The organism is Ruegeria sp. BG7 (assembly GCF_056535685.1).
Window position 1 is genome coordinate 2264176 of record NZ_JBQFIU010000001.1, and the last position, 14278, is coordinate 2278453.

At 56.7% G+C, this 14278-nt stretch carries 16 protein-coding genes; 8 read left to right on the plus strand and 8 right to left on the minus strand.

The features are described 5' to 3' along the window. Positions 1-351: a DUF2794 domain-containing protein gene (locus ACR3EH_RS11205; protein WP_171092942.1), complete on the plus strand. Its 351-nt coding sequence runs from the start codon at positions 1-3 to the stop codon at positions 349-351. On the opposite strand, the gene ACR3EH_RS11210 is transcribed toward ACR3EH_RS11205, so the two are convergent. From ACR3EH_RS11210 to ACR3EH_RS11220, 3 genes are all read right to left on the minus strand, one after another. Further along, the gene (locus tag ACR3EH_RS11210; protein WP_171184567.1) at positions 348-1085 is read right to left on the minus strand and encodes a C40 family peptidase; all 738 of its coding nucleotides are present in this window, start codon (positions 1083-1085) and stop codon (positions 348-350) included. The two genes, ACR3EH_RS11205 and ACR3EH_RS11210, sit on opposite strands and share 4 nt — an antisense overlap. Continuing rightward, a complete protein-coding gene (locus tag ACR3EH_RS11215) occupies positions 1082-2464 on the minus strand; it encodes a leucyl aminopeptidase family protein (protein WP_171184565.1) in 1383 nt (460 codons plus the stop codon). The genes ACR3EH_RS11210 and ACR3EH_RS11215 overlap by 4 nt, the downstream gene beginning before the upstream one ends. A gap of 63 nt (positions 2465-2527) precedes the next feature. Continuing rightward, positions 2528-2917 carry a hypothetical protein gene (locus ACR3EH_RS11220; RefSeq protein ID WP_171184563.1) on the minus strand — a complete coding sequence of 130 codons (390 nt, stop codon included), beginning with the start codon at positions 2915-2917 and terminating at the stop codon, positions 2528-2530. A 144-nt stretch (positions 2918-3061) separates the two neighbouring features. On the opposite strand from ACR3EH_RS11220, the gene ACR3EH_RS11225 reads away from it, so the two are divergent. After that, positions 3062-3712 (plus strand): carbonic anhydrase, encoded by a 651-nt coding sequence (locus tag ACR3EH_RS11225; protein ID WP_171092950.1) that lies wholly within the window; start codon positions 3062-3064, stop codon positions 3710-3712. A 99-nt stretch (positions 3713-3811) separates the two neighbouring features. Continuing rightward, positions 3812-4348, plus strand: a complete 537-nt coding sequence (locus ACR3EH_RS11230; RefSeq protein ID WP_171184561.1) for an SRPBCC family protein — start codon at positions 3812-3814, stop codon at positions 4346-4348. Between the two features lie 41 nt (positions 4349-4389). On the opposite strand, the gene ACR3EH_RS11235 is transcribed toward ACR3EH_RS11230, so the two are convergent. Then, positions 4390-5307, minus strand: a complete 918-nt coding sequence (locus ACR3EH_RS11235; protein ID WP_171184560.1) for an endonuclease/exonuclease/phosphatase family protein — start codon at positions 5305-5307, stop codon at positions 4390-4392. Between the two features lie 457 nt (positions 5308-5764). On the opposite strand from ACR3EH_RS11235, the gene ACR3EH_RS11240 reads away from it, so the two are divergent. The 3 genes from ACR3EH_RS11240 to ACR3EH_RS11250 all read left to right on the plus strand — a co-directional run bounded on the left by ACR3EH_RS11240 (position 5765) and on the right by ACR3EH_RS11250 (position 7523). Then, the gene (locus ACR3EH_RS11240) at positions 5765-6118 is read left to right on the plus strand and encodes a hypothetical protein (RefSeq protein ID WP_171184558.1); all 354 of its coding nucleotides are present in this window, start codon (positions 5765-5767) and stop codon (positions 6116-6118) included. 123 nt (positions 6119-6241) lie between these two features. Next, complete coding sequence (locus tag ACR3EH_RS11245; protein WP_253746717.1) at positions 6242-6895, plus strand: HupE/UreJ family protein; 654 nt, start codon at positions 6242-6244, stop codon at positions 6893-6895. A 19-nt stretch (positions 6896-6914) separates the two neighbouring features. After that, positions 6915-7523: a transmembrane anchor protein gene (locus ACR3EH_RS11250; protein WP_171675800.1), complete on the plus strand. Its 609-nt coding sequence runs from the start codon at positions 6915-6917 to the stop codon at positions 7521-7523. A gap of 272 nt (positions 7524-7795) precedes the next feature. On the opposite strand, the gene ACR3EH_RS11255 is transcribed toward ACR3EH_RS11250, so the two are convergent. The 3 genes from ACR3EH_RS11255 to ACR3EH_RS11265 all read right to left on the minus strand — a co-directional run bounded on the left by ACR3EH_RS11255 (position 7796) and on the right by ACR3EH_RS11265 (position 11147). Continuing rightward, a complete protein-coding gene (locus ACR3EH_RS11255; protein ID WP_171184551.1) occupies positions 7796-8818 on the minus strand; it encodes an aspartate-semialdehyde dehydrogenase in 1023 nt (340 codons plus the stop codon). A 103-nt stretch (positions 8819-8921) separates the two neighbouring features. Beyond that, positions 8922-9953, minus strand: coding sequence for a glycosyltransferase family 4 protein (locus ACR3EH_RS11260; RefSeq protein WP_171184549.1), 1032 nt, complete (start codon positions 9951-9953; stop codon positions 8922-8924). Positions 9954-9974: 21 nt separating this feature from the next. Further along, the gene (locus ACR3EH_RS11265) at positions 9975-11147 is read right to left on the minus strand and encodes an MFS transporter (protein WP_171184547.1); all 1173 of its coding nucleotides are present in this window, start codon (positions 11145-11147) and stop codon (positions 9975-9977) included. 139 nt (positions 11148-11286) lie between these two features. On the opposite strand from ACR3EH_RS11265, the gene ACR3EH_RS11270 reads away from it, so the two are divergent. After that, on the plus strand, positions 11287-12429 hold the full coding sequence (locus ACR3EH_RS11270) for a DUF3095 domain-containing protein (protein ID WP_171184545.1): 1143 nt from the start codon (positions 11287-11289) through the stop codon (positions 12427-12429). Between the two features lie 4 nt (positions 12430-12433). Here the strand turns inward: ACR3EH_RS11270 and ACR3EH_RS11275 are convergent, their stop codons facing one another. Next, the gene (locus ACR3EH_RS11275; protein ID WP_171184543.1) at positions 12434-13204 is read right to left on the minus strand and encodes an HpcH/HpaI aldolase family protein; all 771 of its coding nucleotides are present in this window, start codon (positions 13202-13204) and stop codon (positions 12434-12436) included. A 219-nt stretch (positions 13205-13423) separates the two neighbouring features. Between ACR3EH_RS11275 and hpaR the strand changes: the two genes are divergently transcribed. Then, on the plus strand, positions 13424-13858 hold the full coding sequence (hpaR, locus tag ACR3EH_RS11280; protein WP_171184541.1) for a homoprotocatechuate degradation operon regulator HpaR: 435 nt from the start codon (positions 13424-13426) through the stop codon (positions 13856-13858). Positions 13859-14278: the final 420 nt, after the last annotated feature.

The window sequence follows — 14278 nt, forward strand, 5'->3', positions numbered from 1 at the left end:
ATGAATATGCAGCCTCCCAGCCGGTTCTCGGCAAGTGCAGCGCAGATGCCCGTCGCCTTTGACCGGCATGAGATGTCCCAAATCCTGTCCGTTTATGGCCGGATGGTCGCCGCCGGAGAATGGCGGGACTACGGTATCTCGAACCTGCGCGACATGGCAGTGTTCTCGATCTTTCGGCGCACTGCTGAACATCCGATCTATCGTGTCGAAAAACATCCGCGGCTTAGGTCCCGACAGGGGATGTATTCTGTTGTTGGTATGGATGGCCGCATCCTAAAACGCGGCCACGATTTGCGTGCGGTTCTTCGGGTGTTGGAGCGTAAGCTGATCCGCGCAGTTAAGCCCGATTAGAGCCTTTTGTGGGCCGTGACCGGACCATCACCCTGCGCCTGAATACGCTCAATAGCCTGATCCATAGGTTCAAACACTACCGCCATATGGCTGGCGTTGGCGTGCAAAATCATATTGTCTCCGGATACCCAGGCCACATGACCTTTCCAGAACAACAAATCGCCCCTTTGCGCTGCTGACCCGTCAGCGAGTGTCGTGCCCAAAGCAGTTTCCTGATCGCCGCTGTCGCCGGGGCAAGGCACGCCGCAGGCCAAGAGCGCTGCTTGGACAAGCCCGGAACAATCGATACCAAGCCGGCTGTTTCCGCCCCACAAATAGGGCGTCCCAAGGAATAACTCGGCCACTGCGACCGGGTCCTGCGAGGTCTCAGAGATTGGTGCGGTGTGTATCTTCGGAACAAAGCCCAATTCGGTTTCCAGATAGCGATCTGTTTCCGCCAATACATGGATCTTGCTTCCGAAGCTGAGCGATACCAGATCGCGGCTTTTGAAGTCTGCGCTTTCATAGGCATGAGTCGCCGGGGCTTTAATCCAATGGGTGGCGGGGATGTCATGGGTCAATTGATCTGTTTGCAGCCAGCCAGTGTACCCGTCTTTGTCCGCGATGACCCTGATCCAGCCGTCCTTTTCATCTGCGACCTGAACCGTATCACCGAAAAGCACCTGCCTGTCGCGGGGCCCTTCAGGGTCGCGCAAAAGATCGACCACAGGCTTGGATATGCGCAGGCGAGTCATAGGCCCAACATCTCGGGCAAAGCGTTCAGAATCGCGCGCGGCCCTTGACCCAGACCACCCTTGCTGCGCCCGGGTTCCTTGCTGGGCTGCCACGCATAGATGTCGAAATGGACATAGCGGCGCGATCCTACGAACCTGCGCAGAAACAAGGCAGCGGTGATCGAACCTGCAAACCCGCCCGAGGGCGCATTGTCCAGATCAGCGATGCCGGGTTCGATCATCGCCTCGTAAGGTGCGTGAAACGGCATACGCCAGACCGGATCGGCCGACGCCTTCGCGGATTGCGACAGAGCCGAAACGCAAGTTTCATCATCCGTGTAAAACGGGGCCAAGTCGGGGCCAACGGCGACGCGCGCCGCGCCGGTCAGCGTGGCCATCGAGATCACCAGATCGGGCTCACCCTCATCCGCGAACGTCAGAGCATCGGCCAGAACCAAACGCCCTTCGGCGTCGGTGTTGTTGATCTCAACCGTCAGCCCCTTGCGTGAGGTCAGGATGTCACCGGGCCGGAAGGCGTTGCCCGCAACCGCGTTCTCGACAGCCGGGATCAGGACGCGCAGCTGCACCGGCAGATTCAGCGCCATAATCATGCGCGCCAATCCAAGCACATTGGCGGCCCCACCCATGTCTTTTTTCATCAGGCCCATCGAAGCACCCGGTTTCAGGTTCAACCCCCCTGTGTCAAAACACACGCCCTTGCCCACAAGCGTCAGTTTGGGGCCGCTGCTGCCCCAGTTCAGCTCGATCAATCGCGGGGCCTGTTCCGCGGCCCGCCCGACCGTGTGGATCATCGGGAAGTTCTGATCTAACAGCGTGTCACCCAGGGTAACGTTGCACGCAGCGCCAAATTCTCCGGCCAATGCCTCTGCCGCCTGTTGCAACTGCTCGGGTCCCATATCTGACGCCGGTGTATTGACCAGATCGCGCGTAAAAGCCTCGGCCTGCGCCATTGCTTCGATGCGCGCCGCATCCACCCCATCCGGTGCGACCAAAGCCGCTGATCCGCCGGATTGTGAGGCATAGCGATCAAAGGCATAGCCAGACATCAGCCAGCCAAAACACTCAATCTCTAACCGATCCGAAGGGAGGCCAGACGCGATATGATAGACGCCTTCCGGCAGGGACAGGGCAGCAGCGGCCAGTGGGAACCGTTTGCGCGCGCGCTTTTCATCGGTTCCGTATCCGGCCAGCGCCATCTCTGCTGTGCCAGTTGCATCGGGAACCAACAATGTCTGACCCAGCGCCGCTGAAAACCCGTTTACTGCGACCCAGGATTGCACGTGCTGCGTCTGTTCTTGCAGCCACGCTTCAAGGTCCGGTTGGGGGATTACATGAAGCGGTATCGAGGTGTCGGAGGATGCGGCAAAGGACAGAGTCATATGTGTCTCAGAAGTTGATTTCTAAGCCCAGACTAGCCGCGCCTGATCCGCCTGCAACCCCTGTCAGACGGAAAGATCCTGTTGATCCCACACGGCCGTCAAAGAGCGTTCACCGACGCGGATCAGCCGCGCCAACGTTGCACCCGCTGCTACCGCATCACCGGCATCGACGGTTTGGGCCACATCAGCGGCTACACGCGCCAGCGCCGTCATCCCGACTTGCTCAGAGATTGCGACCAACGATTTGGCACATTTGCGAAGATCGGCCCATTCGCGATGCCGCCAGTGCCGTTCGCAGTTTGAAAGGCGTACAGCCAGTTCTTCAACCGTGCGGCACAGCACGTCCAGCGCGTTCTTGTCCCCCAATTGGCGGTACAGCCCATTGAGTTGATCCGGGTCCAGCCGGACGGATTCTTTGTGTTCAAGCGTTGTAATCTTATCCACCACATTCACCCTAGTTTTAACGCCCCCACGGCGTGGAACTGATATTGGAGGTAAATTCCTTTGCAAAACCTTGCGGGGAAATCGGATAATGGGTCGAATTTTCCTTGAATTCGGTTTAGAGCGTCCTAAAGCGAGAAGAACTGGGACATCATAATGGACTTTGCCAAGCCTTTGCCGACCTATCTGGTCAAGCGGTATCACGGGTGGAAAGCCACAACTTATTCCGAGAACCAGGTTTGGTACAAGCGGTTGGCAGAAGAAGGGCAACGCCCCCGCGCGATGGTGATTTCCTGCTGTGACAGCCGGGTTCATGTGACCTCGATGTTCGGGGCCGACCAGGGTGATTTCTTTATTCACCGAAATATCGCCAATCTGGTTCCACCCTACGCGCCTGATGGTGATCACCACGGCACCAGTGCCGCAATTGAATACGCCGTTACCGCGCTGAAGGTCGCGCATCTGATCGTGTTGGGCCATTCGCAATGTGGCGGCGTTCAGGGATGCATCGACATGTGCAAGGGCGAAGCGCCGCAACTGGAAGCCAAAGAAAGCTTTGTTGGCCGTTGGATGGACATCCTAAAACCAAAATACGGGCTGGTCGCGGACATCGAAGACCCGGTCGATCAAGCCAGGCAATTCGAACGCCAGGCGGTTGTGGCATCTTTGGAAAACCTGATGACCTTCCCGTTTATCTCTTCGGCGGTCGAAGAGGGCGCGCTGAGCCTGCATGGTTTGTGGACTGATATCGGCGCGGGTGGTCTGGAATGCTTTGATCCCCATCAAAAGAAGTTTGTCTCGGTCTGACACCAATCTGACATCGAAGAAACGAAACGCATTACGGTTCTGATTCAGAGCCGCAATCCTGTATGATATGTGCATGCGTTTCCAGTTTCGGAGATTGAGATGAAAGTTTTTTTACGCATTCTGGCGGGATTGGGCCTGCTTGTTGTTGCGCTGATCGCGGTGTCGTATCTGTTGCCCGGCAAGGCCGAAGTGTCCCGCAGCATCACCATCGATGCGCCAGCCGAGGCGATTTTTCCCTACGTGAATTCCATGCAAGAGACGGAACAATGGTCTCCTTGGCTGCACCGTGATCCTGACACCCAACTCACCTATTCCGGACCCGACAGTGGGGTCGGAAACACTCTGAACTGGGCCTCGGACCATCCACAGGTTGGTACTGGTTCGCAGGTGATCGTCGAAAGTACTGAGAATCAGCAGGTCCTAACGGAACTGGATTTCGGTCCGATGGGGACAGCCTCGGCGTTCTTCCTGTTGGAACCGGATGGAGGGGCGACATTGGTGACCTGGGGCTTTGAATCTAATTTGGGTCTTAATCCGATGTCCAGATGGATGGGGTTGATGATGGATAATTGGGTGGGCGGCGACTACCAGCGCGGCTTGACCAATTTGAAAACGCTGGTCGAAAACAACAGTTGATCACGCGCATTAAACTTGCCCTGAACAGCGGTGTTTAGACACTATTCAATGCGAAATCGGGCAAGTTTCCCAAGATGATCCGATCCCATGAACGGGCGCAGTTCGACAGTTCCGGTTGTGCCTTTGGGAAACAGCAGGTTGTCTATCGGTAACGGCACCTTCCAACTGCCGAGGTTATGCGTGTTCAGCGCAGTTCCGAAACTTTGATTGTCTGCCGCCGCCGCAATCCTTTGGACGCTGGCCCCCCAAGGCACCATATTGAAATCCCCCGCGATCAGGACAGGTCCGTCCAGATCCGCGATGCGATCCGCGATAACCTGGCTTTGTTGTGCCTGATCGTATGGAAACGGCCATTTCAGGTGCACCGAAACGATCCAAACCGCAGTCTCATCGGGTGCCTCGACCTGTACGCCGACCAATCCACTGCCCTTAAGGCAAAACTCTGAGTTTTCGACGATAGGCAGTGTCGTCAGGATGGCAACGCTCTGCTCGGGGCGAAAGCTGCATACGGCCTTGGATGGATAGTGTTCGAAGAGGTTGTTCATGTATTTTTGGTTGTGACTGGATACTTCCTGCAATGTCACGATCTGGGCGTTGGAGGCGATGATATCGTCCGCCAAAGGATAGCGAGGCCAAGCCCTGCTCATCAGATTCTTTTGGTACAGCGTCAGGCAGGTTCCATTGCATTCCGCAGAGGGTGCAGCATAGCTGGCGGCAATGGAGCCGAGAGCCATCACAGCAACAGCCAAGGTTGTCAGAGCCATGTATCTTGCGCGCAAGTAGAGCAGCAACACCGCACAAGGCAAAAGTAAAACCCCCGCCTGCGGACGCAACAGGGCAACCGAGTCCCCCACCGCAAAAATCTGTCCGGTAAAGCCAACAACGACAAGCGCCATCAGAATACACGCGCATCCGACGGTCAGAGTTCTGCCAATTCTGCGTTTGGTCGAAACCTGCATGCTTGCCTCAGCCACCTTGCGCGGGACACTGCCTGTGGGGTGTTGGGTTACTTCTGCCGCAGTCAAGGTTCTGTATTTAGGTGGCAAGCGCGCCTGTTTTTGTCAACTGGTTGGGGGAACCTGCCGCGTTCGGGGCCGGTCTTTGAAAACGTTTCGTTAGAAGAGCCGACGAGTATGGTTGATGAGTCAGTATGTGCTGAGTGAGAGGAATGGGAGGTTGGATGTGGAACTGTATTGAGGGGCGAGGTCCGTTTGGAGCCGATCGTGACCGATGCTGCAAGAGGAACGAAAGGCAGCTATGCGGAGTTATCGCTTCGGGTGCCGTAGCAGGCCCAAGGCAGCCCAATCTATACGATGGTCTGTTGTCCGGAATTGACCACGTGGCGCACACTACGGTAGAAGTTAACAAAATCATGGCGGCCGCATAAAGGCTGCGATCACCGGGCAGACAGATGTGATGAAACAGGCTTACGAGCACATTCAGAGAGTTGGCTTGGCTGCCCTCTGTCTAGCGTTGGTCGTTTGGTCCGTAACGCCATCATTCTCTCATGCACCGGCGATATTTGAGACGATCCAAGACCATCTTGAAATGGTTGAAGATCATGGCCATTCACATGGCTTCGAAGAAGACCTATTCTGGGCGATGCACGGCCATAGCCACGATGTGGCGGATCATGACCACAATCAGGCGTTTCTTACCAGCGGCCCCGGCATCGCACCTGAATTGCACCTAGGCGAGGCCTGGCGACGGCTGGCTTCCGCCAACGGCCCCACCCGTCAGTTCCGAATAGACCGACCTCCGCGCGCTTGATCGGCTCTGCGCGGCTCTCGCGCACCACTGATCAATCCAACTACTATGCGGAGTTAATCCATGAGAACCTTCATTGAAGGCGTTAGGCGCAGTTCTAAGCGTCTCGCGTTCTTCGTCCTATCCATGTTGTTGCTATCGACAAGCGCAGCATTGGCGCATGATGTTACGCCCGGCGATGCTGGCTACATCCAAGAAATCTGGGGCGTGCACATCATCCCCTTCATGTATCTCGGGGCCAAACACATGGTGACGGGCTACGACCATATCCTGTTCCTCCTCGGCGTCGTCTTCTTCCTCCATCGGTCGAAAGACGTTGCAGTCTACGTGAGCCTCTTTGCCGTGGGGCATTCCATCACGATGCTTGCAGGCGTCTGGTTTGGCTGGGGCATCAGTTCATACATTGTCGATGCCATCATCGGGCTGTCGGTAGTCTACAAGGCGCTCGACAACCTCGGGGCCTATCAGCGGTGGTTCGGTTTCCAGCCTAATACCAAGGCGGCGACTTTCATCTTTGGCCTGTTTCACGGCACTGGCTTGGCCACGAAGATATTGGACTATCAGATCGCACCTGACGGGCTTCTGCCCAACCTTCTAGCGTTCAATGTTGGCGTTGAGATCGGTCAACTGCTGGCACTCGCAGCCATCCTCATCGTCATGGGGTACTGGCGAAAGAGCGCCAAGTTCTTCGAACAAGCCTACACCGTCAATGTCGTCATGATGACCATCGGCTTTGTGCTGATGGGGTACCAACTCACTGGCTACTTCGTGGCCGCATAAGGAACAGCACAGATGTTTAATGCAAAAAAAACCGAGCCTCGAAGAGTTGCCAAGCTCAGCCCAACTCCTTCGGTCCACCATCATCGCGGCTGTCAGCGCCGTGGCAATACTGGTCGCTGTTGTGCTGCCTGCGGAATACGGGATCGATCCAACGGGTGCAGGCCGCGTGCTTGGCCTGACTGAGATGGGTGAAATCAAGCAGGAACTGGCGGATGAAGCCGAACAAGACCAACAGCTTCATGGGCCTGACCAGTCGTCCAGCCTGCTAGGCGACATCTTTGGTCTGTTTGTTGGAACAGCGCACGCTCAAGAAGCGTGGCGGGACACAATCACATTCACGCTTGAACCGGGTGAGTTCACCGAGATCAAGGCAACCATGGAAGAGGGGGCGACACTTTTCTACGCGTGGGTGGCAGATGGTGGTCGGATCAACTTCGATCTCCATGCACATGCGGGCGACCAAAACGTGACCTACGAGAAAGGGCGTGGTCAAACGGAAGGCGAGGGCAGTTTTGAAACCCCCTTCGCCGGTGATCACGGCTGGTTCTGGCGCAATAGGGACGATGATCCAGTTACAATCACGCTCAACCTGAATGGCGCTTACTCGGACATTGTTCGAAGCGAGTGATATCGCAAGCCGCGCATCAAAAAAGTGGTGCGCGGCATCAATGCGGTCATTCGCTGCTTTGCTGTCAACGGCCGTTTGGTCCGCATCGCTGCCATCCGTCGCACTATGAACCGCAAGTCCGGTGAATGTCCGCCTGGTGGCCTAAATAGCTTGCCACAAAAAAACGTAGGCGCAGCTAAAGCCAGTTTCGGTTTGCAATCTGGGCTTACAGAAACAAAAAACCCGCTGACCAAACAGCGGGTTTCTTTTTAGTCTTTGGCAGGATTGAACCGTCAGCCCTTTTTCAGAACCTCACGACCCAGCAGCTCGGCGATCTGGACAGCGTTCAGGGCGGCACCCTTGCGCAGGTTGTCCGAGACGCACCACAGGTTGATGCCGTTTTCCACGGTCGAATCCTGACGGATACGGCTAATGAATGTGGCGAAGTCGCCCGCGCATTCGATGGGCGAGACGTAGCCACCAGCCTCGCGCTTGTCGATCACCATGATGCCTGGTGCTTCGCGCAGGATGTCGCGGGCTTCGTCTTCGTCCAGGAATTCTTCGAACTCGATATTTACGGCCTCGGAATGGCCGACGAAAACCGGAACGCGGACACAGGTGGCTGTAACCTTGATCGAGGGATCGACGATCTTCTTGGTCTCGACCACCATCTTCCACTCTTCCTTGGTCGAGCCGTCTTCCATGAAGACGTCGATTTGGGGAATGACGTTGAACGCGATTTGCTTCTGGAACTTCTTCGGCTCAACCTCGGTGGTTGGGTTGTAGATGGCTTTGGTCTGATCCCAAAGCTCATCCATGCCGTCCTTACCGGCACCCGACACCGACTGATAGGTCGAGACAACCACGCGCTTGATTTTGGCGCGGTCATGCAGCGGCTTCAGCGCGACAACCATCTGCGCGGTCGAGCAGTTGGGGTTGGCAATGATGTTCTTGTTTTTATAGTCGTGGATCGCCTCGGGGTTACATTCCGGCACGATCAGCGGAATGTCCGGGTCATAGCGATAAAGCGACGAGTTATCGATCACCACGCAGCCCGCAGCTGCGGCCTTGGGGGCATAGGTTTTGGTGGCGTCCGAGCCGATGGCGAACAAAGCCATGTCCCAGCCGGTGAAGTCGAACGTGTCGATGTCCTGGGTCGTCAGTGTCTTGTCGCCAAAGCTCACCTCTGTGCCCAAGGAACGACGGCTTGCCAGAGCGGCAAGTTCATCGACCGGGAACTGGCGTTCCGCCAGGATGTTCAGCATTTCGCGGCCCACGTTACCCGTGGCGCCGGCGACAACGACGCGATAGCCCATTTCATGTCTCCAAAGTTAAGGACGCGCGTTCATAGCTGCGTTGCGGCGAAGAAAAAAGGGCTTTTGGTGTGGAATCGAACGTTTGACGTCGAATTGAAGCGCATCAGGCGTTCAGAAGTCGCTGGTAGAGCGCAACCAACGTCTCTGCTTCACCGTGAATATCGAAATTCTGTTCGATATGGGCGCGGGCGGCCTGACTGGCCTTCGACAGGGAATCACGGTTTTCCAGCATCTCCGCCGCTGCATCGGCCAGCGCTGGAATGTCGTCGGGGGCTACGACCCGGCCCAGCGAGGGGTCGGTCACGATCTCGGAAAACGCGCCAACATCCGTTGCCACAACCGGCACGCCGCAAGCCATGGCTTCTAGGGGGGTGAGCCCGAACCCCTCCCACCGCTGCGGCGCGATGAACAGGTCCAGAACCTGATACCATTCGGCAATTTGATCAACCGTGACCTCGGGCATGAAAAGGATGCGATCAGAGAGTCCCGCCTTCGCGACCTTGTCTTTCAGCTCGGCCAGAAATGCGGTGTGCTTTTCGGTGGCCCGGCCCATGACGATGCCCGACACGTCGTCGAACTGCCCACACAGATCGATCATCGCGTCAACAAAGGCATCTGTACCTTTTTGGTGCCGGATGCGGCCGTAGCATCCCAACAGCAGCCCGTCCGGCAGCCCCAGTTTCGCGCGAACGGCGGCCTTGTCCTGTGGGGGCGTAAAGTCCTCAAGGTTGATGCCATGCATGACAACCTGTGCGTCGCGTTCAAGATACCCGGCGGTTTTTTGCGATGTCGCTACAATCGCGTCCATCTTGCCAATCAGCCATTTGGTATATCCCGTGTGGGGGCGTTGGGATGCGCTGGTGAACAGCAGTTTGAGTTTCAAGCGGAACACGTTCCGCAGGATCAGACCCAGAAGCATCTCGGTGTTGCGGCGGGCGTGCCAAACGCGTGTTGGACGGCGTGACAGAAAGGGCAGGCGACCCAGCGGGATATGCGGGATGTCAGCAGGCAGGCCCGGACCCGTTGCGGCGATGTTGATGGAGTGTGCCTGCAGCGGAACCAGCCTTGCGATGGTTGCGGTCACGCCCGAAAGCCTGCGTTTCAGATTTGGGGCTATGACGACGGGGTCTTTCACCGGGCTCTCCTGATGGCTGCTTCAGTCGACACTATCCCGGCTGAATAGATAGATCACGCAACCAATGGCAAGCGATATGGCAAAAAACCCGAATATCGCTGTGTAAGGCGCAGTTGACCCTGTCTGAACGGTGGCTGCATGAATCCGGCCGGTGACGAACTGGGCGACGCCCACACCGCCGATCCCGAACAAGTTCAAAAGGGTCACGCCGCGGCCGACCAGATGCGGCGGAACGAAAGCCCGACCATGGGCCATGATGACCGGAAAGCTGGCCCCGGCAAAGCCGATGACGGCCAGCAGCAGCACAGACAGCCAGATTGCGTTGTCAATCCACAGGCACAGCAAGGTCAGCGCCACTGCCCCCAGCGCATTGCCTGCAAAAATTACCCATTTTCGAGTGCCAAATATGCGATCCAACGGCCCATAGACAAATGTGCCAGCAATCATTGCGGCCCCCATGATCAGGGTCGCGGTGCCGATTTGCGTTGTGCTTAAACCGAAGACATCGTTCAGATATGGCCCGGCCCAAAGGCCACGCAAAGCGGCAGAGGGTGCGTATGCGACCAACATCAGCGGCAGGATCAGCCAAAGCGTGGGTTCTTTCAACAGGTGCAGCAAAGACCCCTTGTGATCCGTTTCCGCCTTCTCTGGGTCGTGTACGGTCAGCCAAATACCAACCGCAATAGCAGCGGACATACCGGCCAGACCCACCATTGTGGCACGCCACCCCATCCACTCTACAGCAAGGGCCGTCGGGTATGATGCTACAAGATTACCGACCGACCCCACACCCAGCATCACAGCAGCCAATGTGGCAAACCGAGCAGGAGGGTATTCACGTGCGAAGATGAAATATGAGGCCATAAGAACAGGAGAGCACCCAACACCGATCAGCCCCATGGCAATGCTGATGTGCAGTGGCGATGAAGCAGCCGCAAAAACTCCGGCACCTCCTGCGCCACCAATCAACAGCAGTACCGCTGCGGTCAGCCGTGGGCCAACCCGATCCAGCGCCCAGCCGACCGGGATTTGCATCGCGGCAAAAATCAGAAACCAAAGGCCCGAGGCAAATGCCAGATCTTCAGGCGTTGCGCCGATGTCCCGTTCCAGATCGAGGCTGAGAACAGCCAGAAACGCGCGGAAAAATTGGCTGAGCACATAGCCCAGGCATAAAACCACCAAACCTGCCTGCATAACTTGCCCCTTTTTGCGCACTTTAGGCAAAGGCTTGGCATGCCATGATGCAACGCACAAGCGTGTGTAGTATGTTTCAGAAACGCGACTTGGACCAACGTCCACCTAATTTATGCTCAACATTGATTTGAGGGGGACCATGAAAGACCTCCATTCCGAGTTTTATGAAAACCTTCCCCTCTTGCGGGATTTTACCTTGGTTGCGGATCCGGCACGGTTTTCGGCTGTCCCGGACGATTGGGTATTGGGTGTTGCAGACATCGTCGATTCAACCGGTGAAATCGCGCGGGGCCGGTACAAAACGGTTAACACGGTCGGAGCCGCCGTGATTTCAGCGATGATCAACGCCATGGACGGTAAGCTGTTTCCTTATGTCTTTGGCGGTGACGGCGCTGGTTTCGCCGTGCCACCCAGTCAGGTCGACGCGGCACGCGATGCTTTGGCCGCGTTGCGGCGCTGGGCGGAGGAAGAGTTTTCCATGCCGCTGCGCGCTGCATTGGTATCGGTGGCAGATATCCGAGCCGCCGGTCGAGACTTGCGTGTGACCCGCTATGCGCCATCAACCGGTGTGGATTATGCAATGTTTTCAGGCGGCGGCTTGGCCTGGGCTGAGGCTGAGATGAAAGCAGGCCGCAATATGGTTGAGCGTGCCGAGCCGGGGGTACAGCCGGATTTGACCGGCCTGTCCTGCAGGTGGTCCAACAGTACGGCACGGCATGGTCAGATCGTCTCGCTGGTTGTGGAGCCCACGGCGTCGGCCACAGAACGTGACTTTGCCGATCTTGCCCAATCTGTGCTGTCCATGTCGGAGCAACTGGAGCGCGCGGGTCACCCTGTGCCCGAGAGCGGCCCGCCCATGAAATGGCCGCCGCCAGGCTTAGAGATTGATGCCCATGTGTCGCGCAACGGACGAAATATTATGCTGCAAAAAATCGTTTTGCTGTTTCAGAATTTGCTTATTGCGATCTTGTTTAAATCGGGAAAGCGCATGGGCCAGTTCGAGCCGGACCACTACAAGCACATGGTCAGTAGCAATGCGGACTTTCGCAAGTTTGACGACGGTTTGAAAATGACGCTGGATTGCGACCCGTCCACGCTGAAGCGTATCGAACAGATGCTCGAAGAGGCGCGGGCGCGTGGTAAAATCATGTATGGGCTGCACGCACAAGACGAAGCGATGATGACATGCATTGTGCCCTCGGCCACGCGCGACGACCACATGCATTTTGTTGACGGCGCGTCCGGTGGGTACGCTCAGGCCGCTGCAGCCATGCGTGCCTGAAAGCTCACTTTTCCTTCCACTGCTCCGACAGTGAACGGGCCGCCTGCGCCAGCAGCATCACGTCAATGCCAACGGCCAGGAACTGTGCCCCCATATCCTTATAGGCTTGCCGTGCTTCGTCATTGGTTGCAAGGATGCCCGGTGCTTTGCCGGCGGCCTTGATCCGCGCCAAAGCGTCACTGATGACCTTGCGCATCTCGGGCGCGGCGCTGTTGCCCTGATACCCCATGTCGGTGGACAGGTCGGCGGGGCCGATGAACACACCATCAACGCCGTCGACTTGCAGGATGTCATCCAATGCGGCCAATCCGGCGCGGGTTTCAACCTGCAACAGCAAACAGATCTCTTGATCTGCCGTCTGTATATAGTCCGAAACAGATCCGTACATCGTCGCGCGTGACGCCATCGCGCCTACGCCGCGTATACCGGTTGGAGGATAGCGACACGCACGAACCAGTTCACGGGCCTGTTCGGCGCTTTCGACGATCGGCACCAAAACGGTCTGCGCCCCGGCATCCAGAACCATCTTGATCAACCACGTTTCGCCGATTGGAATGCGGACCACCGGATGTGACGGGCTGGCCGCCAATGCCATCAGCTGATCCCGAATCGAGCGGATGTCATTTGGAGCGTGCTCTCCGTCAATCACCAACCAATCGAAGCCTGCGGTCCCCATGATCTCAGCTGTGACAGGTTCGGCAAAACTCATCCAACATCCAATCTGGGTTTTTCCCTGATTTAGAGCCTTTTTAAACGCGTTTTCGGGGGCAGCCATTGGGTCTCTCTTTGTCACATATCCAAGGTTTTCAAAGGACTCCGGTTGGGCCCTTTGTGCATCTTCTCTGATGGTTTTGAATTGTCCAGCGGGAATGTGAAACTGTCAGGGGCGTTGTTGAATTTGACAGGTCCGTTTGTTGTCTTGATTGGGTTCGGCGTATTCACGAGAACGTGCGGTTTGCTTGCGAAAAAGCTGAAATTCGGCGATAATTTTAGCATGACCGACGATCTACCACTGACGTCGCGATCTTTGCCCATTGCGCTTTTGCGCGCGCGGGAAAAGGTTATGGGACCCATCCGTGCCATGCTGGCTGACGCTGGTGTCACCGAACAGCAATGGCGTGTGTTGCGTGTCTTAAACGAAGAGGGTCCGCAGGAACCAACGCATCTGGCTGATCGCGCCTGCCTTTTGTTGCCCAGCCTCACGCGGATTTTGCAGAAACTTGAGCAGCGCGGATTGATCTCAAGGCGTTCCCATCCTGCAGATCGCCGTCGGCAGATTGTTAAAATCAGCGCAAGCGGCGTTCAGGTCATTCGCGCCAATCTCTCTGTAAGTATCGCACAGGCGGAACGCATTCGATCTCAGCTTGGGGCTGAAAAGCATGAGCTTTTGCTGGACCTTCTGAACGACTTGAAGGATCTCGACCCCTGACCAAGGTCTACTTTATGGGACTTTGTCAGGGACCCCGCCGGAGAATGTAGGGGGGGTCTCCGACGGGGCGGCCAGACTCGGACTGGATATTATGTGCCTGGCCCGAGGCCGGTTGCGTCACGTGTAGCCTGACGGTCCGGCCTGCGCTTCGGAGTGTATGCCGAGCCAAGAAAGGCTCTAATCAAGGCATTTTGCCCAAGGGGTGGGTGTATGCCTTTGCTCTCCGAAATAAGTGTTGCCAAATGCCGACTGATAAGTGGTTCCGAAATGTTGCCCAGGCAGGTCGGTTCGCCATAGAAGCAAGTTTGGATTTCGGGCGTTCGTTAGGTCGGCTTCACAACTTTCAAGTTAGGAGATAGTTCAACTTATGCCTGAGCCAAGTCGTATGTGTTCTTCCCCAGACGATGCCATAAAGGCGGA